Source organism: Phenylobacterium sp., from assembly GCF_035309685.1.
Classification (GTDB): Bacteria; Pseudomonadota; Alphaproteobacteria; order Caulobacterales; family Caulobacteraceae; genus Phenylobacterium.
In genome coordinates, this window is record NZ_DATGEX010000057.1 from 22,541 (window position 1) to 42,708 (window position 20,168).

The 20,168-nt window shown below is 68.0% G+C and carries 17 protein-coding genes; 10 read left to right on the forward strand and 7 right to left on the reverse strand.

What is annotated here, in order from left to right; genetic code table 11:
• Positions 1–16: 16 nt before the first annotated feature.
• The 3 genes from VKQ35_RS17710 to VKQ35_RS17720 form a co-directional block, all read right to left on the reverse strand.
• On the reverse strand, positions 17–982 hold the full coding sequence (locus VKQ35_RS17710; protein ID WP_324364037.1) for a FecR family protein: 966 nt from the start codon (positions 980–982) through the stop codon (positions 17–19).
• A gap of 148 nt (positions 983–1,130) precedes the next feature.
• Positions 1,131–1,688 (reverse strand): RNA polymerase sigma factor, encoded by a 558-nt coding sequence (locus tag VKQ35_RS17715; protein WP_324364039.1) that lies wholly within the window; start codon positions 1,686–1,688, stop codon positions 1,131–1,133.
• A 104-nt stretch (positions 1,689–1,792) separates the two neighbouring features.
• Positions 1,793–2,569: a hypothetical protein gene (locus tag VKQ35_RS17720; protein WP_324364041.1), complete on the reverse strand. Its 777-nt coding sequence runs from the start codon at positions 2,567–2,569 to the stop codon at positions 1,793–1,795.
• A gap of 125 nt (positions 2,570–2,694) precedes the next feature.
• Here VKQ35_RS17720 and VKQ35_RS17725 point away from each other — a divergent pair, with 125 nt between their 5' ends.
• Positions 2,695–4,422 (forward strand): alpha/beta hydrolase-fold protein, encoded by a 1,728-nt coding sequence (locus VKQ35_RS17725; protein WP_324364042.1) that lies wholly within the window; start codon positions 2,695–2,697, stop codon positions 4,420–4,422.
• Between the two features lie 146 nt (positions 4,423–4,568).
• On the forward strand, positions 4,569–4,925 hold the full coding sequence (locus VKQ35_RS17730; protein WP_324364043.1) for an endonuclease domain-containing protein: 357 nt from the start codon (positions 4,569–4,571) through the stop codon (positions 4,923–4,925).
• Between the two features lie 123 nt (positions 4,926–5,048).
• On the opposite strand, the gene VKQ35_RS17735 is transcribed toward VKQ35_RS17730, so the two are convergent.
• Both VKQ35_RS17735 and VKQ35_RS17740 read right to left on the reverse strand, forming a co-directional pair.
• Complete coding sequence (locus VKQ35_RS17735; protein WP_324364044.1) at positions 5,049–6,455, reverse strand: putative bifunctional diguanylate cyclase/phosphodiesterase; 1,407 nt, start codon at positions 6,453–6,455, stop codon at positions 5,049–5,051.
• Between the two features lie 122 nt (positions 6,456–6,577).
• A complete protein-coding gene (locus VKQ35_RS17740; RefSeq protein WP_324364045.1) occupies positions 6,578–7,840 on the reverse strand; it encodes a dicarboxylate/amino acid:cation symporter in 1,263 nt (420 codons plus the stop codon).
• A gap of 104 nt (positions 7,841–7,944) precedes the next feature.
• On the opposite strand from VKQ35_RS17740, the gene VKQ35_RS17745 reads away from it, so the two are divergent.
• From VKQ35_RS17745 to VKQ35_RS17775, 7 genes are all read left to right on the forward strand, one after another.
• Positions 7,945–9,399, forward strand: a complete 1,455-nt coding sequence (locus VKQ35_RS17745) for an AMP nucleosidase (RefSeq protein WP_324364046.1) — start codon at positions 7,945–7,947, stop codon at positions 9,397–9,399.
• A gap of 119 nt (positions 9,400–9,518) precedes the next feature.
• On the forward strand, positions 9,519–11,792 hold the full coding sequence (locus VKQ35_RS17750; protein WP_324364047.1) for a TonB-dependent receptor domain-containing protein: 2,274 nt from the start codon (positions 9,519–9,521) through the stop codon (positions 11,790–11,792).
• Positions 11,793–11,908: 116 nt separating this feature from the next.
• Positions 11,909–14,146 carry a TonB-dependent receptor gene (locus VKQ35_RS17755; protein ID WP_324364048.1) on the forward strand — a complete coding sequence of 746 codons (2,238 nt, stop codon included), beginning with the start codon at positions 11,909–11,911 and terminating at the stop codon, positions 14,144–14,146.
• A 46-nt stretch (positions 14,147–14,192) separates the two neighbouring features.
• On the forward strand, positions 14,193–14,972 hold the full coding sequence (locus tag VKQ35_RS17760; RefSeq protein ID WP_324364049.1) for a tryptophan 2,3-dioxygenase: 780 nt from the start codon (positions 14,193–14,195) through the stop codon (positions 14,970–14,972).
• A 48-nt stretch (positions 14,973–15,020) separates the two neighbouring features.
• Complete coding sequence (locus VKQ35_RS17765; protein ID WP_324364050.1) at positions 15,021–15,797, forward strand: tyrosine-protein phosphatase; 777 nt, start codon at positions 15,021–15,023, stop codon at positions 15,795–15,797.
• Between the two features lie 26 nt (positions 15,798–15,823).
• On the forward strand, positions 15,824–17,023 hold the full coding sequence (locus VKQ35_RS17770) for an alanine--glyoxylate aminotransferase family protein (RefSeq protein ID WP_324364051.1): 1,200 nt from the start codon (positions 15,824–15,826) through the stop codon (positions 17,021–17,023).
• Positions 17,024–17,097: 74 nt separating this feature from the next.
• A complete protein-coding gene (locus VKQ35_RS17775; protein ID WP_324364052.1) occupies positions 17,098–18,579 on the forward strand; it encodes an MFS transporter in 1,482 nt (493 codons plus the stop codon).
• A 16-nt stretch (positions 18,580–18,595) separates the two neighbouring features.
• Here the strand turns inward: VKQ35_RS17775 and VKQ35_RS17780 are convergent, their stop codons facing one another.
• On the reverse strand, positions 18,596–19,123 hold the full coding sequence (locus VKQ35_RS17780; protein WP_324364053.1) for a TadE/TadG family type IV pilus assembly protein: 528 nt from the start codon (positions 19,121–19,123) through the stop codon (positions 18,596–18,598).
• The gene (locus tag VKQ35_RS17785; RefSeq protein WP_324364054.1) at positions 19,117–19,710 is read right to left on the reverse strand and encodes a TadE/TadG family type IV pilus assembly protein; all 594 of its coding nucleotides are present in this window, start codon (positions 19,708–19,710) and stop codon (positions 19,117–19,119) included. Before VKQ35_RS17785 ends, VKQ35_RS17780 begins: the two co-directional genes overlap by 7 nt.
• Positions 19,711–19,982: 272 nt before the next feature.
• Between VKQ35_RS17785 and VKQ35_RS17790 the strand changes: the two genes are divergently transcribed.
• Positions 19,983–20,156 carry a Flp family type IVb pilin gene (locus VKQ35_RS17790; RefSeq protein WP_324364055.1) on the forward strand — a complete coding sequence of 58 codons (174 nt, stop codon included), beginning with the start codon at positions 19,983–19,985 and terminating at the stop codon, positions 20,154–20,156.
• Positions 20,157–20,168 lie beyond the last annotated feature (12 nt).

Below are 20,168 nucleotides of genomic sequence, written 5' to 3' on the forward strand. Positions count from 1 at the left end.
CCCCACGGCTCGGCGTCTACTTCTTGAGAAGCAGCAGCCCCCGTTCCGAGCTTATCGCTCTTATCGGCAGCATCAACGCAAGGCGAGATGTCACAGCCTGCGGATTATCCAGCACGATCACGCCGGTGATGCGGATCTTGTCGAGGGTGGGGTCCCCGATGGCGATCTGCTCGGGGAACTGCCGGTTGAGATCGGCGACCACGGCGGTCAGCGGCTGGTCGCGGTAGACGAGGCGGCCCTCGCGCCAGGCGAACGTCGCCTGCGGGTCCACATGGGCCACGGCCTCGGTCCTGGCCGCGCCGAGCGAGAGCTGCATGCCGGGCGTCAGGAAGACGGGGTCCGCCGAAGCGTCAGCGGCCGCCGAGCGCACGGCGACCTTGCCGCGGGCGACGGTGACGGTCAGCTCGCCATCGCGGCTCTTCACATCGAACTGGGTGCCGACCACGCGCACCGCGCCCTGGGCGGTGTCGACGGTGAAGGGCCGGGTCTTGTCGGAGGTGACGTCGAAGACGGCCTCGCCCTCGGCGAGCGTGATGCGCCGCTCCGAGCCGCTGATCCTGGCGGTGAGCCGGGTCTCGGCGTTGAGGTCGATCACCGAGCCGTCGGCCAGCGTAACGCGCTGATGCTGGCCCTTGGCGGTGGCGAAGGTCTGATGGGTGGTTTCCACCGGGGCCGTGGGCGGGAGCGCGACCACGACGACGAGGGCGGCGGCGATCGATGCGGCCGCGCCGGCGAACAGGAAACGACGGCGCGACTGGCCGAAGCGGGGGTGGACGACACGGCCTGCGGCGGCGCCGCGCTGGGCCAGCGCCTCGCGCACCTGCGGCGCGGCGGCGTCGAACTCGTGCCAGAGGGCGAGCGTGCGGCGGTACGCCTGAGCGTTGGCCGGCGCGGCGGCGAGCCAGGCGTCGAACTGAGCGGCGTCATTCTCGCCCACATCAGGCGCGTCGAGGCGCGCGACCCACGCCGCGGCGTCGATCATCGCTTGATCCTCTGATGCGACGATGCTGCTCATCGGCGAAATAGTCCGAGCGGCGCGGAATGCGCCGGTCCGCGAATGAGACGTCGCCGTGACGACATAGCCCTAGGTCGCTGAACAAATTCAGTGCGAATCATCGGCTTGAGCCCCCTCACGACCGGAGCTTCTGGGTGAGGTGACGGATGGCGGCGGCGATGTGCTGCTCGACCATCTTGCGGGAGATTTTCATCACCTCGGCGGTTTCGGACTGGCTCTTGCCCTCCAGCTTGTGCAGGCGGAAGGCGCGGCCCATCTGCGGCGGCAGGGCCTCGACCGCGTCGGCGAGCTGGCGGGCGCGGTCCTTGGCGATCAGCTGATCGTCGGCGGCGGGCTCGGCGACGATGTCCTCGCCGCCCAGGGTCACGTGGGTCTGGCTACGCCATTCGGCGTTGCGGCGGCCGTCGCGCTGGGCGCTGCGCACCTGGTCGATCAAGAGGTTGGCGGCCATGCGGTAGAGAAGCGGCGCGGGCGAGCGGACATCGGCCTGCGGGTCCACCGCGGCGACCTTCAGGTAAAGCTCCTGCACCAGGTCTTCGGCCGCAGCCATGGAGCGGGTCCGCGCGGCCAGGAACAGCAGCAGACTCTCGCGTTTTTCGAGGAAGGCCAGGGTCAGGGGGCTGGCGCCTGCTTCTTTCGGCGCCCCTCCCGGCGGCGATCCTGACGGCGCCACGTCTCAAATCCCCCGCACGCGGAGCTTTCCTTGCGCTCCGTCGGCGTTGGTATGGCGCAGGCCGGCGCGATAGCCAAGCGCGGGCGCATGGGACACGGGCCGGATCAGGGCGCCGCCGGGGTCTCTGTCCGCGGAAGGCTGAAGAGGCTGCGGTCGGCAGGCGTGAAGACGACGCTGTCGAGCTGGCGGTCCTGGATGGCGCCTGGGGACGGGCCGCGCACCACGGTGTGGAAGGCGATGCGCACCGGGCCGACGCGGCGGTAGTCGGAAAGCTCGGTGGTGACGGCCTGCGGACCGGTCCGGTCGACGACGCGGGCGAGCAGGTGGGTCGAGCGGTCGAACCACAGCTCGCGAGGCGCGCCGCCCCAGGGCTCGACGTTCAGGACGTCGAAGCTCTTGCCGCCGCTGGTCCTGACCCCGATGAGCTCGCCGTGGGCCTCGAAGCGGCTGGTGTAGAAAATCCCGCCGGCGGCGAGGAAAGCCTCGGTGCGCAGCTTGTCGACGGCGGCGTGGTCGTCGATGGCGACGGTCTTGCCGTCGGGCAGAATCCGCCAGTCGCCCTGGCCGTTGAAGCCTTCGGTGAGCACGCCCGCGGCCTGGCGGGTCTCGGTGCGCATGCCGTAGCGCAGGGGGTCGACCCAGGTCTCGAAGCGGATATCGCCCGAAGCCGCCTTTTCGTGGCCCGTGACGTGGATGCCGCGCAGCAGGTTCCAGCCGGCCCCGCCGGACGCCTTGCGCGCCTGGGCCAACACCTCCTCGGCCGGGCGCGAATAGCCGTCGGCCATGATCCGCCCCTTGCCGTGGCTCTTGGCATGCACAGGCGCGCTCGCCGCCAGGGCGACGGCGCCCGCCAGGGCCAGGGTGCGCGAAAGGGAGGTCATGGAAGGGCGGATCAAGCCGGGAAGCTTGTCTACATTGCGGCGCGCGCCGTCCAGGGTTTCTAAGCCGCGCTGGCCCTGGGGCTCATGGGATGACAGAAATTCCCCTCGGCAGGGTGGAGGGAATCATGGCGGCGAAGCTGTTGCGGCGGATGGCTTTGGGAGGCCTGGCGGCGATCGGGCTTGGTTGCGCCGCGCAGGCGGCCACGGTCTCGGTGTCCTTCCCGGCGGCCCGCAGCGCCGCGGCTCTGGATGGCCGCCTGATCCTGATCGTCACGCCCAAGGCGGCGCCCGAGCCGCGGATGCAGGTGGAGCTGGAGGCGCCGCTGCGCACCCCCTACATCTTCGGCCAGACGGTCGACGGACTGGCGCCCGGCAAGGCGGTGGTGCTGGGCGACAAGGCCTATGGCTGGCCGAAACAGAAGCTCTCGCAACTGCCCGCCGGCGACTACTGGGTGCAGGCGGTGCTGAACCGCTACGAGACCTTCCACCGCGCCGACGGAACGGTGGTCAAGCTGCCGCCGGACAAGGGCGAGGGCCAGCACTGGAACCTGAAGCCCGGCAACCTCTATTCGAAGCCGGTGAAGGTCCACATCACCGCCAAGAGCGCGCTGAAGCTGTCGCTCGACCAGGAGATCGGCCCGATCCAGCCCAAGGCCGACACGCCCTACATCAAGCATGTGCGGATACAGAGCGCGCTGCTCACCAAGTACTGGGGCCGGCCGATATACCTGACCGCGCACGTGCTGCTGCCGGAGGGCTTCGACAGCCACCCGAACGCCCACTATCCGCTGATGGTCTTCCACGGCCACTTCCCGGACGACATCTCCAACTTCCGCACCACGCCGCCGGACCCGGACCTGAAGCCTGACTATTCCGAGCGCTTCCACCTGGCGGGCTACAACCGCATCCAGCAGCAGGAGGCCTACAACTTCTACAAGACCTGGACCGGCAAGGACTTCCCGCGGTTCCTGGTGATCGAGATCGCGCACCCGACGCCCTACTACGACGACAGTTATGCGGTGAATTCGGCCAACCAGGGCCCCTACGGCGACGCCATCAACAAGGAGCTGATCCCGGCGATCGAGAAGCAGTTCCGGGGGCTGGCCGCCGGCTGGGCGCGGTTCACCTATGGCGGTTCGACCGGCGGCTGGGAGGCGATGGCGACCCAGGTCTTCTATCCGGACATGTACAACGGCGCCTTCGTGGCCTGTCCCGACCCCATCGACTTCCACGCCTACACCAACATCAACCTCTACGCCGACAAGAACGCCTTCTACGAGCAGGGCCTGGTGAACAGCGAGGAGAGGGCGGCGCAACGCGACTATCTGGGCCACATCACCGCCACCCAGCGCGACGAAACCGACATGGAAGCCGTGCTGGGCGACCATGACCGGTCGGGCGAGCAGAACGACATTTGGGAGGCGGTGTTCGGGCCGCAGGGGAAGGACGGCTATCCGGCCCCGGTCTGGAACAAGCAGACCGGCGAGATCGACCCGACGGTCGTCGCCTACTGGAAGGAGCACTTCGACCTGACCCACATCATCGAGCGCGACTGGGCGACGCTGGGGCCGAAGCTGGCGGGCAAGCTGCACATCTATGTGGGCTCGGCCGACACCTACTTCCTGACCGACGCGGTCTATTTCGCGCAGGACACCCTGGAGAGCCTGAAGGCCCCGGCCTGGGGCGGCGAGGTGGCCTATGGCGACCGGGCCGAGCATTGCTGGAACGGCGATCCGAAGCTGCCCAACGCCTATTCCCGGCTGCACTACAACACGATGTACGTGCCCAAGATCCTGGAGCGGATCGCCAAGACCGCGCCGCCCGGCGCCGACCTCACGAGCTGGCGGTATTGATGTCTCCAAGATCCTCCCCCAGCGCGAAGCGCGATTGAGGGGGAGGTGTCGCAGAGCGAAGCGATGCGACGGAGGGGGTTGCCGCCCACGGCGCTTCGAACCGAGAAAGCGCTTGGTCGGGACAAGACCCTTGCTAGGCTCGCCGCATGGACGGGTCGCGGGTCACCAAGGATCGCGCCAAGGCTCTGCGGCGCGCCATGAGCCTGCCCGAGGTGCTGCTCTGGAAGGCGATCAAGGGCGGTGCGATCGACGGCCTGCAATTCCGCAAGCAGCATCCCATCGGACCCTACGTGCTCGACTTCTACTGCGACGCCGCGAAGCTGGCCGTCGAAGTCGATGGGGCCAGCCATGGCGCGGGCGACCGGCCGGTCCGCGACGAGCGGCGCGACGCCTGGCTGGCGGCGCAGGGGATTTCGACCCTGCGGCTGGCGGCGTCGCTGATCCTGCGCGACGTGGATGCCGCTGTGCGCACCATCCGGGGCTTCCTTGAAAACGGCGACTGACGTCGGCGCTGTTCGCGGCGGCTCGCGGAGCGGGCTGCAACCCCCTCCGTCTCGTCGCTTCGCTCCGAGCCACCTCCCCCTCAATCGCGCTCCGCGCTGGGGGAGGATCTTATGGGGACCGCGTCAGCGCCGCGCGCGGCGGCGGGTGGGCTCGGCGGTGAAGAAGCGCGGGGTGTCGGCGTGGGATTCCTTGAGCGCCATCTCCATCTGGTCGGCGGGCATGGGCCTGGCGAACCAGTAGCCCTGCATGCGGTCGCAGCCGGCGGCGCGCAGGAAGATCGCCTGGGCCTCCTCCTCGACGCCTTCGGCGACGATGCGGACGCCGAGCGCGCGGGCGGCGTGCAGCATCGAGGCGACGAGCTTGGCCACGCGTTGGTCCTTGGCGACGTCGCAGATCAGGCTGCGGTCCAGCTTCACCGTCTGGATCGGCAGGTGCATGAGCGCGCGCAGGTTGGAATAGCCGGTGCCGAAGTCGTCGAGCGCGATGCGCACGCCCTTGGCGTTCAGCCGCTCGATGTGGCGGCGGGACAGCGCCAGGTCCTGCAGCAGGAAAGTCTCGGTGATCTCGACGGTGAGCGCGGTGGGCGGCAGCGCGGTCTTGCCCAACCGGCCGATCAGCTTGCGCGAGAAGCTGGGATCCAGCAGGTCGCGGGGCGAGACGTTGAAGGAGACGGCCTCGATCAGCCCGGCCTTGACCCAGGGCGCGGCGCGGGCGCAGCCGGCCTCGAACACCGCCTCGTCGATGCGGCCGATCAGCCCCAGTTCCTCGGCGATCGGCACGAAGGCGGCGGGCGCCAATAGGCCCTGCTCGGGGTGGCGCCAGCGGGCCAGGACCTCGACGCCGGTGATGCGGCCGTCCTTGGAATCGATCACCGGCTGGAACCAGGGCTCGATCTCGCCGGCGGGGATGGCGCGGCGAAGCTCCGCCTCCAGGGTGCGTCGGCGGGTGTTCTCGTCGCGCAGCTCGGCGTCGAAGACCGACCAGCGCCGGCCGCCCTTCAGCTTGACGCGGTAGAGCGCCATGTCGGCGAAGCGCTGCAGGTCGCCGGCGTCGGCGGCATGGTCCGGATAGACCGCCACGCCGACCGAGGCGCCCGGCGAGACCATGCGGCCATAGATCATGTGCGGCTGGGATAGCAGGCGGACGAGGCGCTGGGCGCGCCGCGCGGGGTCGGCGCCGGTGGTGATCAGCGCGAACTCGTCGCCGCCGGTGCGCGCGACCAGCTCGCCGGCTTGCGTGTCGCAGCGCAGGCGTTCGCCCACCTCGGCCAGGAAGAGGTCGCCGGCGTGGTGGCCGAGGGTGTCGTTCAGGTGCTTGAAGCGGTCGAGGTCGATGACGAAGAGGGCAACCTGGCCATCGTCCTGCTTGGCCGCCTCAAGCCGCTCGCAGAGTTCGGCGGTGAAGGCGCCGCGGTTGACCAGGCCTGTCAGGCTGTCGGTCTGGGCGAGTCTGAGCGTCAGCGCCCGCTCGGATTCGAGCTCCGCCACGCGGGCCGTCAGGGCCGCAAGCTTTTGGACGCTATCGGGCACGGTTGGGGGAAGCCTCAGGGCGCGAAAACAAGGTCGCGAGAGTTAGCTCGGGTGAAGTGAACGCCCCGTCAAACGATACGCTTAACAGGCGATAAGCCGCACCCGTGTTGGTTGCGCCGCCTTCACGCGGCGTTGTTGGCGATCACCGCATCCTCGGTCTTGGGTTCCTCGATCTGGCCTTCCCACTTGGCGACCACGGCGGCGGCGACGGAGTTGCCCACGACGTTGGTGGCCGAGCGCCCCATGTCGAGCAGGTTGTCGACCGCCAGGATCAGCAAGAGGCCCGCTTCCGGCAGGTGGAAGTAGGTGAGCGTGGCGGAGATCACCACCAGCGAGGCGCGGGGCACGCCGGCCACCCCCTTGGAGGTGACCATGAGGAGCAGCAGCATGGTGATCTGCTGGCCGATGGTGAGGTGGATGCCGTAGGCCTGGGCGACGAAGAGGGTCGCGAAGGTGCAGTACATCATGGTGCCGTCGAGGTTGAACGAGTAGCCCAGCGGCAGGACGAAGCTCGCCACCCGGCGCGAGACGCCCCACTGCTGCAGGGCCTCGAGGGTGCCGGGATAGGCCGCCTCAGAAGAGGCGGTGGAGAAGGCCAGGAGGGCCGGGCTGCGGATCAGCGCGATCAGCTTCAACGCGCGGGGCCCCACGATCAGCACCAGGACGGCGATCAGCAGCGCCCAGAGCAGCAGCATCGAGACGTAGAAGCCGCCGACGAACTTGGCGTAGGTGACCAGCACCCCGATCCCCTGGGTGGAGACCGTGGCGGCGAGCGCGGCGAAGATCGCCAGCGGCGCGGTCTTCATCACGTAGCTCGTCACCTTCAGCATGATCGCCGAGACCTGTTCGACGACGGCCACCACGGCGGGCGCGCGGTCCTCGATGGCGGCCACCGCGGTGCCGAAGAACACCGAGAAGATGACGATCTGCAGGATCTCGTTGTTGGCCATCGCCTCCACGATCGACTTGGGGAAGATGTGGCTGACGAACTCCTTGAGATTGAACTTGGTCATGTCGACCGCGGCGCCCGGCGCCACCGGATCGGCCACCAGGTGCATGCCGGCGCCCGGCTGGATCAGGTGGACCATGATCAGGCCGATGGTCAGCGAGACCAGGGACGCGGAGATGAACCAGCCGAGCGTCTTGGCGCCCACCCGGCCGATGGTCGAGGCGTTCTCCATGTGGGCGATGCCCGCCACCAGGGTGGAAAAGACCAGCGGCGCGATGATCATCTTGATCAGGCGCAGGAAGACGTCGGTGACGATGGACAGGTTGCCGGCCACCGCCTTGGCGCCGGCGGGGCTGGCGTATTCATGGACCCCCCATCCGACGGCGACGCCCAGCACCATGGCCGCGACGATGAGGATCGTGAAAAGGCGATTCATGAAGGTCCCGACGGTGAAGTTCGCGGCCTTTGTCGCCGGGAAGCGCGCGCGCGTCCATCCTGCCCGGCTCGCCAAGCTCGGCCAGCGGCGTCTATAATGGGGCGATGACATCAAAGACAGCAGCGGCCGGCATCGTTGACCGGCTGGAAGACGAATACCGCCAGACGGTGGAAGCCCTGAGGGGCGCGCTCAAGAGTTTCATGGCCGGAGGACCGCCGCCCGATCCGGCGGTGCGCGCGGCCGGGGCCTTCGCCTATCCGGAACTGCGCCTGCACTGGCCGGTGGGCGAGCCCTATCCGCGGATCAGCCGCGCCTTCGCCCGCATCGGCGCGCCGGGCCGCTATGCGGTGACCGTGACCAAGCCGGCGCTGTTCCGCGACTATCTGATCGAACAGCTCAGCCTCTTGATGCAGGACTTCAAGGTGGAGGTCGAGGTCGGCCGCTCCACCCAGGAGATGCCGTTCCCCTATGTGCTGGACGGCCAGGCCGACGCGGCGCTGGCCGACATAGGCTCGGCGGAGATCGCGCGGCATTTTCCGACCACGGAACTGGCCTTCATCGGCGACGAGATCGCCGACGGCGCCTGGTCGCAGCACGACCAGGGGCCCAAGCCTTTGGCCCTGTTCGATGGGCTGCGGACCGACTTTTCGCTGGCGCGGCTGGCGCATTACACCGGCACGCCGGCCACCCACGTGCAGCAGTACATCCTGTTCACCAACTACATCCGCTACGTGGACGAGTTCGTCCGCTGGGGCTGCGAGCAGATCAAGAACCCGGACAGTCCGTACACAGCGCTTTCGGCGGCCGGCAATGTGCTGGTGGACGAAACGACCGAGGACCCGGAGGCGGTGGTGCAGGCGGCGGCCTGGCGCAAGCACCAGATGCCGGCCTACCACCTGATGGCCAAGGACCGCGCGGGCATCACGCTGGTCAACATCGGCGTCGGCCCCTCCAACGCCAAGACCATCTGCGACCACCTGGCGGTCTTAAGGCCCCAGGCCTGGCTAATGATCGGCCACTGCGGGGGCCTGCGCGGGAGCCAGACCATCGGCGACTATGTCCTGGCGCACGCCTATCTGCGCGACGACCACGTGCTGGACGATGCGCTGCCGCCGGAGATCCCGATCCCGCCGATCGCCGAGGTGCAGGTGGCGCTGAACCGGGCCGCCGAGATCGTCACCGGCGAGACCGGCGAGGTGCTGAAGCGGCGGCTGCGCACCGGCACGGTGGTGACCACCGACGACCGCAACTGGGAGCTCCGCTATTCGAAGAGCGCGCTTCGGTTCAACCAGAGCCGGGCGGTCGCCATCGACATGGAAAGCGCCACCATCGCCACCCAAGGCTACCGCTTCCGGGTGCCCTACGGGACGCTGCTCTGCGTGTCGGACAAGCCGTTGCACGGCGAGATCAAGCTGCCGGGCCAGGCCAACGCCTTCTACGACCGCGCCATCGGCCAGCACCTGCAGATCGGCATCGCCACCATGGATCTGCTGCGCCAGGAGGGCCCGCGCCTGCACTCGCGCAAGCTGCGCAGCTTCGACGAGCCGCCGTTCCGCTAGGGAAGCCGTCGCCGCGTTAAAAACCGTTAAGTTGACAGCTGCTTAACGGCTGTAGACCTCAGGTTGTCCCACGCGGCTGAGCCGGTGTTCTCAGGGTGCGGGGGTTCCTGGGGAGTTCGATGGCGTATCGGCGGTTCTGTCTCGCGGGCGCGATGGCCTTTGTCCTGCCCGGTGCGGCCCTGGCCCAGGCCCAGACCCCGGTGCAGCCCGCGCCTGCCCAGCCGCCCGCCGGGGCAGGGGATGCGGCTCAGGCCGCGCCTGCCAAGCCGCCCGCGAAACCTCCGGCCCCCGCCACGGCCAAGGCCGCTGCGCCGGCGGTGAAGACCGTCGACACGATCACCGTCACAGGCCTCGTCCCGGACGAGAAGAGCACGATCGACACCAAAAGCTACACGCTCAGCAAGGACCTGCTGGCGACGACCGGCTCGGTGGCCGACGCGCTGCGCAACGTGCCCGCCGTCGAGGTCGACCTGCAGGGCAACCTCAGCCTGCACGGCGATTCCAACGTCACCATCCTGGTGGACGGCAAGCCCTCGCCGGCCTTCGAAGGGAAGAACCGCGCCGACGCCCTGCAACAGCTCCCTGCCGATCAGATCGAGCGGGTGGAAGTGATGACCAACCCCTCCGTCGCCCTGAACCCCGAGGGCAGCGGCGGGGTCATCAACCTGATCACCAAGAAGAGCCGCGGCGGCGGCGTGACCGGCTCGGCCTACGCCACCGCCGGCAGCGCCGGCTTGAAGCGGGCGGGGATCAATCTCGGCTACAATTCCCCGACGCTGGCGGTCACCGCGGCGCTGTCGGGCAACTATCAGCGCAACAAGAACCACACCGTGCTCGCGCGCGACGCGGCCGATCCGATCAGCGACGCCCTGCTCACCAACGTCGATCACAGCCTCGGCCGCAACCTCAACCGGGGGCCGAGCGCGCGGCTGAACCTGACCTGGACCCCCACCGACAAGGACCAGGTCACCGCCGCGGCGAGCTACACCGAGCAGGTGCTGCACGGCCATCCCGACGACAGCTATGTGATCGGCGGCGCCGGCGGACCCACCTCGATCTTCGACGTCCACGGCCGCCGCCGCTACCTGGAGCTCGACAACGCTGTCTCGGCCGGCTGGAAGCACACCTTCGGCGAGGGGCACGAGCTGTCGGTGGACGCGGCCTACAACGACTCCATCTCGCCCGATCACGTGCTCTTCACCGTGACCACGGCGCTGCCGCCGGCGCCGCCGCTGTTCGACCTCTACCACGACGACGACAACCGCCATCACAGCGAGCTGCGGGTCGCCTATTCGCAGAAGGTCGCCGGGGGCGCGCTGAAGACCGGCTACGAGCTTCGCCACGAGGACGAGGACGACGACTACTCCGACCCGACGGGCCCGGCGCCCGACCGGCTGGCGCCCAGGCCGGACCTGGCGAACCACTATCTGTTTCTGCAGTGGGTCAACGCGGTCTACGCCACCTACCAGCACGGCTACGGCCCGCTGGACGTCCAGGTCGGCCTGCGCGCCGAGGACGTGAAGTTCGACTTCGACCAGCTGACCAGCGGCGCGCGCGACGGACAGCACTACGACAAGGTCTATCCCAGCCTGCACCTGACCTGGAAGCTGGACGACGACCGCAAGCTCAGCGCCAGCTACGCCGTCCGCGTCCAGCGCCCGCCGGCCTCGATCCTGAACCCGCTCGTCTACATGCAGCCCGGGACGCTCGACATCCAGGTCGGCAATCCCGACCTGCGGCCCAAGGAAACCCAGTCCTTCGAACTGGGCTATGAGCAGCACGCGGGGCAGCAGTCCTACCAGGCGACGCTCTACTATCGGCAGACCCAGCACGACTTCAGCCAGGTGGAGAGCGACATCGGCGGGGGTGTCTTCGAAACCAGCTTCCTGAACCTGGGAACCGGCCATTCGGTGGGCGCCGATCTCAGCGCCAACGGCAAGTTCAACGCGGTGCTGAGCTACAGCCTGACGCTCAGCCCCTACTGGAACGAGATCGACGTCGGACAGACCAACCTCGGCGTCTCGGGCCAACACTCGATCTACGGGCTCGGCGGCCGGACCAACCTGAACTGGCAGGTCCGTCCCGACGACATGCTGCAGCTGAACGCCATCGTGAACGGAAGCCGCGTGGTGGCCCAGGGGACGCTGCGGCCGATCTTCACGCTCAATATGGGCTGGCGGCACGTCATCAACGAGCGGCTGACGGCGACCGTCACCGGCCAGGACCTGCTGGCCTCCAACCGTTTCCATCGCGAGCTCAACACGCCGACCCTGGTCGAGGACCTGGTCTCGCGGCCGATGGCGCGTTCGGTGATCTTCCGCCTGGATTACCGCTTTGGCGGCGGCGGTTCGAAGGCCAAGGAGCCGGGCTTCGAATACGAAAACGGCGGCTAACCCCGCCGCTCACCGTCGTTTGACAGATTTCGCGAAATACGATTACGGATGTAATCGGTGTCGGCCTTCATTTGGCCACCTGGGCCATCAGCATGGCCGCGTCGGGGAGAGGTCGAATGGCGAGGGCGTGGATTTGGCTGGCCGGTGCGGTGGTCGCCGGCGCGCCCCTGGCCGCCCAGGCTCAAACCGACGCATCGAAGGCCGCCGACCCGCCGCCGGCGGTCGCCAAGCCCGCCGATCCCAAGGCGTCCGGCAAGCCGGCGGGGCGCACCGTCGAGGGCGTGACGGTGACCGGCGCCACGCCCGACGTGCAGCGCTCCATCGACCGGCAGAGCTACACGCTGGGCAAGGACCTGACGGCGACCACCGGCTCGATCGGCGACGCACTGCGCAACCTGCCGGCCGTCGAGGTGGACCCGCAGGGGACGCTCTCCCTGCGCGGCGACAGCAACGTCACCATCCTGGTGGACGGCAAGCCCTCGCCGATGTTCGAAGGCGTCGGCCGGGCCGACGCGCTGCAGCAGCTGCCGGCCGACCAGATCGAGAGGGTGGAGGTGATCACCAACCCCTCGGCGGCGCTCAATCCGGAAGGCACCGGCGGGGTGATCAACCTGATCACCAAGAAGAGCCGCGGCGCCGGCGTGACGGGCTCTGCCTATGTCACCGCCGCCAGCGGCGGCCTGAAGCGCTCGGGGGCTAGCTTCGGCTACAACTCCGCCAAGCTCGCGGTGACGGCCGCGCTATCGAGCAACTATCAGCGCAATAAGGTGCACGTCGATGACGCCCGCGCCGGCTTCGACGCCACCAGCGGCCAGTTCATCAAGAGCGACGACCTGGACACCGGCCGCAACCTCGTGCGCGGCCCGACAGCGCGGCTGTCGGTGACCTATACCCCTGAGGACAAGGACCAGTTCACCGGCGGCGTCACCTACAACTCGCTGCTGCGTCAGGGCCATCCCTTCGACCGCTTCGAAACCGATGGCCTTGACGGCGCGCCGGTGAGCATCATCGGCCGGCTGGGCGAGCGGCGCTTCCTGGAGACCGACAACAGTTTCTCAGGGGGTTGGAAGCACACCTTCGGCGACGGCCACGAGCTGTCGGTGAATACAGTCTACAACGACAGCCTGACCCGCGATCATGTGGTCTATGCGACGACCCCGATCCTACCGCCGACGGCGATCCCCCTGGAACTGCAGCGGGGCGACGAGAGCGATCACCACGCCGAGCTAACGGTGTCCTACATACGGCCGCTGGCCGGCGGGTCGCTGAACGCCGGCTACGAGGTGCGGCGCGAGGACAACGACTTCAACTACGCGGACTCGATGGGGCCGACCGCCGCCTCGCTGGCGCCGCAGGCGAACCTCGCCAATCACTATCTCTTCGAGCAGTTGGTGAACTCGATCTACGTCACCTACCACCGCAGTCTCGGCGACCTGGACCTGCAAGCCGGCCTGCGGGGCGAGGATGTGAACTTCACCCTGGCCCAGCTCACCTCGGGCGAGCGCGACAGTCAGCATTACGAGCGCGCCTACCCGAGCCTGCATGCGGCCTACAAGCTGAACGACGACGCCAAGCTGACCGCCAGCTACAGCGTCCGCGTCCAGCGGCCCCCGAGCTTCATCCTCAATCCGCTCATCCAGGTGTTCGACCCGCAGAGCAGCCAGGTCGGCAATCCGCGCCTGAAGGTGAAGGAGGTCCAGGTCTACGAGTTGGGTTACCAGCAGCACGCCTGGGGCCAGGATTTCCAGGCCAACCTCTACTACCGCGACGCCCACCACGAGTTCTCGATCATCTATCGCGAGACCGCGCCCGGCGTGTTCGAGACCACCTTCGCCAACGCCGGCGCCAGCACCGCGCTGGGCGTCGACTTCAGCGCCAACGGCAAGCTCACCTCGACGCTGAGCTACAGCGCGAGCGTGAGTCCCTACAACGGCCACGTCGACGCCAGCAATCTGGGCATCGGCGAGGGCAGCCGGACGCTCTGGGCGGTCGGCGGCCGCGTGAACCTGAACTGGCAGGTGCGGCCTGACGACATGATCCAGTTCAACGCCATCGAGCAGGGCGCACACATCGCGACCCAGGGCGCGTTCGAGCCGAACTTCACGCTCAACATGGGTTGGCGGCACAAGTTCAGCGACCGGCTGACCGCGACGGTGACGGGGCAGGATCTGCTGGCGTCGAACAACTTCCGGCGCAAATTGGACAGTCCGACGCTGCGGGAGGAGCTGTTCGTCCGGCCGGTGAACCGCGCGGCCTTCTTCCGGCTCGACTACCGCTTCGGCGGCGCCAATGCGAAGGCCGCGCGTGACCCTGGCTTCGAATACGAGAATGGGCCGCCGCCGGGCCCGGGCTAGACGCGCATCTGGCCTTGCGCGCCGCGAAGGCCTAAGGCCCAGAGCCATGGACTACGGCGACTATCTGCAACTGGACGCCCTGCTCAGCGCCCAGGCCACGAAGACCGGCGAGCATGACGAGCTGCTGTTCATCGTCATCCACCAGGCGACCGAGCTGTGGCTGAAGCTCTCGGTGCACGAGATCCGCGCCGCCGCGGCCGACATCGCCGCCGACGACCTGCAGGGCGCCTTCAAGACGCTGTCGCGGGTGGCGCGCATCCAGGCCCACATGATCCAGGCCTGGGAGATCCTGGCGACCATGACCCCCTTCGACTACGCCAATTTCCGCGAGGCGCTGGGGGCGAGTTCGGGGTTCCAGTCCTTCCAGTACCGGCAGCTCGAGTTCCTGCTGGGCGCCAAGGATAGCCGCATGCTGGAGGTCCATGAGCCGGGCACGGCGCGGCGCGACGAACTGGCGACGATCCTGGCCGCGCCCAGCCTTTACGACGAGGCGCTGCGGCTCCTGGCGCGGCGCGGCTTCGACGTGCCCGCCGACCGGCTGGAGCGCGACTGGCGCGAGCCTTATGAGGCCAGTCCCGCCGTCGAGGCGGCCTGGCTCAAGGTCTACCGCAACACCGCGGAATACTGGGACCTCTACGAGTTGGGCGAGAAGCTGGTCGACCTGGAGTACCGCCTGCAGCAGTGGCGGTTCACCCACATGAAGACGGTGGAGCGGATCATCGGCTTCAAGCGCGGAACCGGCGGCTCTGAGGGGGTGTCGTACCTGGTCAAGGCGCTGGACCGGAAGCTGTTCCCCGAACTCCTGACGCTCAGGACGGCGATGTAGGCGCGGCCTGCTTTTGTTCCGCTTCGACTCCGGCTACAGCCTCGCGCCATGACCCGGCACATCGACTTCGACGGCATCGAGAACTTCCGCGATTTCGGGGGGTATGAGACCCATCACGGACGGCCGCTGAAGACCGGCCTGCTCTACCGCTCGGCCAACCACGCCTACGCCAGCGACGCCGACCTCGCGCGGATGCGCGACATGGGGCTCGCCGCCATCATCGACCTGCGCCGCACCGAGGAGCGGACCCGCGAGCCGAACCGCCGCTGGGAGGGCTTCGACGCCCAGGTCATCGAGAACGACATCCTGTCCGACCACGCCGACTGGGCGGTGATCATGAAGGGCCTGCCCGAGATCACCCCGCAATGGTTCTACGAGGACGGCCTCGGCTACTACCGCCGCGCGCCCTTCGAGCCGCGGCACATCGATCTTTACAGCCGCTACTTCCGCGAGCTGGCGCACGGGCGCGGGCCGATCGTGGTGCACTGCGCGGCCGGCAAGGATCGCACGGGCCTGATCTGCGCCTTGACCCACCACGTGGCCGGGGTCAGCCGCGAGGACATGATGGCCGACTATCTGCTCACCAACGACGAGGCGCGCCAGGCGCGGAAGATGGATTTCCTCGGCCCCTGGATCGAAAAGCAGGTGGGGCTGACGGTGTCGCGCGAGGCGCTGAAGGTCGCGGTCGGGGTCAACACCGATTATCTGGAGACCGCGTTCGCGGTGATCGTCGAGCGGCACGGGAGCCTGGACGCCTATCTGGCTGACGTCCTGGGCGTGGACGAGGCCCTGCGCAAAAGGCTACACGCCCGTCTCCTAGCCTAGAAATTCGGGCCTGAGACGGATTCCCCATGCAGAGCTTCCAGCCGCCCCACCGCATCCTGATGGGGCCGGGCCCCTCCGACGTCAGCCCGCGGGTGTTGGCGGCGCTGGCGCGGCCGACCATCGGCCACCTGGACCCGGCGTTCCAGGACCTGATGGAGGAGATCAAGGCGGCGCTGCAGCGGCTGTTCAACGCCCCGGATCACGCCTGCGTGCCCCTGCCGGCGCCGGGAACGGCGGGCATGGAAGCGGCGATGATGAACCTCCTGGAGCCGGGCGACCGCTGCGTGGTGGCGGTCAACGGGGCGTTCGGCGGCCGCATGGCCGACATGGCCGGGCGCGCCGGGGCCACGGTGGTGACCGTCGACCACGACTGGGGCCAGGCCGTGGACGTGGCGCGGTGCGAAGCGGCGCTGGCCGAGGCGCCGACCAAGGTCCTGGCCTTCGTCCACGCGGAGACCTCGACGGGCGCGAAGAGCGATGCGGCGAGCCTCTGCGGCATCGCGCGCAAGCATGGCGCGCTGTCAGTCGTGGACTGCGTGACCTCGCTCGGCGGCATCGTCGTCGACGTGGCCGGCTGGGACGCCGATGTGGTCTATTCGGGGACGCAGAAGTGCCTCTCGGCCCCGCCGGGGCTCTCGCCCATCGCGCTGTCGAAACGCGCCCAGGCGGCCATCTCCGGGCGCAAGGAGAAGGTCCGCAACTGGCTTTTGGATTTCAATCTGTTGATGTCCTACTGGGGCGGCCCTGATGGAAGTGGGGGCGGCGGCCGGACCTATCACCACACCGCGCCCATCAACGCGCTCTACGGCCTGCATGAGAGCCTCGTCGCTATCTTCGAGGAGGGTCAGCAGGCGGCCATCGTGCGCCATGCGCGGATGCATGAAGCGCTGGTGGCCGGGATCGAGGCGGCGGGGCTGTCCATGCTGGTCGCCGCCAAGGACCGCCTGCCGCAGCTCAACACCGTGATCGTGCCCGACGGGATCGACGAGGCGGCGGTGCGCGCCCACGCCCTGAAGGCCTGGGACCTGGAGATCGGCGCCGGCATCGGGGCGCTGAAGGGCAGGGTATGGCGCATCGGCCTGATGGGCGCGTCCGCGACCCCCTGGCACGTGAGGCTGTGCCTGACCGCGCTCTGCGAGGCGCTGGCGGCGCAGGGCCTGGCGGTGGACGCCAAGGCCGCGCTGGCGGCGGCGGACAAGCAACTCGGCAAAGCGGGTCCCGCCTAGCCACCGCCGCAAATAACCGGCAACGTCGTCCCATACCGCTGTTCCAAAAGGCGGATGCCCCGGGAGGCGACGATTTGACCAGTCCGATACCGGGCGAAAGCCCCCTGCCCGAGGCTCTGGGCCCCGCCTCCGTCGCCGATGCGCCCATCGAGGCCGAATACGGCGGCGACGCCAAGCTTACCCGCGGTGGGATTTCCTGGTCGGTCTTCGAGGGCGCGCGCGACCCCTACGTCATCCTGATGACGATCTTCGTCTTCATGCCCTATGTCTCGGCCACGATGATCGGCGACCCGGTGAAGGGTCAGGAGACGATCTCGGCCCTGCAGCAGTATGTCGGCTGGACCGTGTTCGCGACCGGGCCGTTCCTGGGCGCCTCGATCGACAAGATCGGGCCGCGCAAGGCGTTGCTGGCCCTGTGCGTGATCGTCATGGCGCCGCTGATGGCGATGCTGTGGTTCGCCAAACCGGACCTTTCCGGCCTGTCGATCCTGGCCACGCTTTCGATCCTCTATGTGATCAATGTGCTGTTTGCCTGGACGGAGATCCTGCACAATTCGATGCTAATCCGCGCGGCGGGCCTCAAGGGCGCTCACAGCGCGTCAGGCCTCGCGCTATCCCTGGGCAACTTCGCCTCGGTGTTCGCGCTCGGCTTCACCGCCTGGGCCTTCGCCCTGCCGGGCAAGGTGGCCTGGGCCTGGGTGCCAGCGCACCCGCTGTTCGGGCTGAACGCAGCCACGCACGAGCCGGAGCGGGTGGTGGCCCTCCTGGCGGCGGTCATCTTCGCGGTCGGCTCGATTCCGATCTTCCTGTTCACGCCGGATGCGCCCAGGACCAGGGTCCCGGTGCTGCGGGCCCTGAAGGAGGGCGCAGCGGACCTCTGGGCCATGCTGACGACGGTGCGGCGCTACGGGGACGCCTTCGTCTACCTGATCTCGCGGATGTTCTTCTTCGACGGCATGAACGGCGTGCTGTTCTTCTACGGCGTGCTGGCGGCAGGCGTGATGAAGTGGGGTCCCCTGGAACTCCTGGCCAGCGGAATCATCAGCAGCATCATCGCCACCTTCGGCGGCTTGGTCGGACGCTGGCTGGACCACAACATGGGGCCGAAGAACGCGTTGCGCCTGGAGATTTTCATGACGGTTCTGGCGCTGATCGGTCTCTTGGGTATGGCGCCCGACAAGATCCTCTACTTCTGGCACTACGACGTCGCCGCCCATGGGCCGGTGTGGGCCGGCCCGGTCTACCGCACCCTGCCCAGCCTGGTCTTCCTGCTGGTCGGCCTCAGCAATTCGATCTTCATCACCGCCCAGTACGCCTCGGCGCGCACGGCGCTGACCCGGCTGACGCCACCGGCCCAGACCGGGGCCTTCTTCGGGATCTATGGGCTCTCGGGCGTCGCCACGGCCTGGCTCGCGCCCGGCATGGTCAACATCGGCACGCGCCTGACCCACAGCCAGCAGGGCGGCTTCGCCAGCGTCATCCTGCTGATGATCGTGGGCCTGATCGGGCTGCTGTTCGTCAAGGGCGGCGGGCGCGAGGTGACGCACATCGACTAGCGCCGGCCGGGCGCGCCTAGCAGAGGGCGCAGGCCACCGACGCCGACTGGCGTGGCTTCAGGAAGAAGGTGTTGGCAAAGGTGATGGGCGCATTCAGCGTGAAGCCCAGCGGCGAGGTGTAGGAATAGGACACGTCGGCCTGGATCACGCTGTCGCCGGCCGCCAGCAGGTTGGCCGGAACGCCGCCGGCGGTGGTTCCCACCGTCATCGCCGTCATGCCGCTGCCCTTGCTCCAGGCCACCTTCGGCACGCCGTTGACGTCGGCGACCACGCTGGTGATCCGCATCTTCAGCGGCGTGGCGGTGAACGGCGACATGATCTGGGACCCCACCTGGAAGATGTCGGTCAGGTCGCTCGGCGCGACCGTGGGCGACTGCGCCACCAGGTCACCTACCACCGCGGCGGCGTGCGCCACGCGGCGGTCGGCCATCATCGCCATGGTGAGCTCGGCGAAGCCCATGTAGAGCGCGATCGCCACCGGGGCGATGAGCGCGAACTCGATGGCGGCGACGCCGCGCCGGTCGCGTCCAAAGCGCGTCAGCATTTCGTGCCTTCCGGCGGGGTGACGTTGTAGGGCTCGTTGCGGAAGGCGGTCGTCGAGGTGATCAACCGCTTGCCCGAGCCGCCGCCCATGTTCTCGAGCGCGTTGTTCAGCAGCGGGGTGAACAGGCTCCATTCGAAATAGGCGCGGACCAGCACGATGTCGGTGGGCAGGCCTGGCGAAAAGCACAGGCCTGCCGGCGGATTGAAGGTCGCGGTGTTCACCGGCGGCGCATTGGCCAGTCCGTTGAAGGTCGAAAAGGTCTGCACATCGATCCAGAGGTTGGCGGCGCACTGGCCGCTGAGCCACGACATGCGGCCGCAGACCAGGTTCTTGAAGTCGGCCTGAGTGCTGGCCGCGCTGGTTTGGAACTCGCCTGTGCGGATCTGGCGTGAGGCGATCTCGGTGGCGGTGTCCAGGGTGGCGCCGACCACGAAGACGATCGCCAGCTCCAGCAGGCCGAAGGTCATCAGCATCAGGGGCAGGCTGATCAGGCCGAATTCCAGGGCGGTGACCCCCTGCTCGGCGCGCACGAAGCGGCGGAGGAAGCGGGCCAACGGGCTGGAACGGGCGGGCGAGGGACTACGCACGGGATTCTCTCGGAACGTGGCGCGTAGTCTACCGATCTGTGCCTAACTAAGGTTTAAGTGCGAGGATAACAGAATATAACATTTTGATTGCTCTATTTTACTTCTTGGTTAATCGGAATTTAGAGTTAAAATCAATTCACCAAAGAAAATTAGGCTGATTGCCGTTCGCTTTACTTCCAATTAAGCGAAGTCTGCGAACTTGATGTGGCATTAGGGCGAGCAGGCGACAGCTTGAAGCCCGACAACGACTGCTCGCTAAAAGGAGATGACATATGTCGAAGTTCGTGACCCGCTTCCTGAAGGACGAATCCGGCGCCACCGCCATTGAATATGGCCTGATCGCCGCTCTCGTCGCCGTGGTTCTGGTGACGGCGCTTACCGCCGTCGGCACCAACCTCACGACCCTTTTCACCACCGTCGCCAACGACCTGAAGCCGGCCGGCTAAGCCACCGTTTTC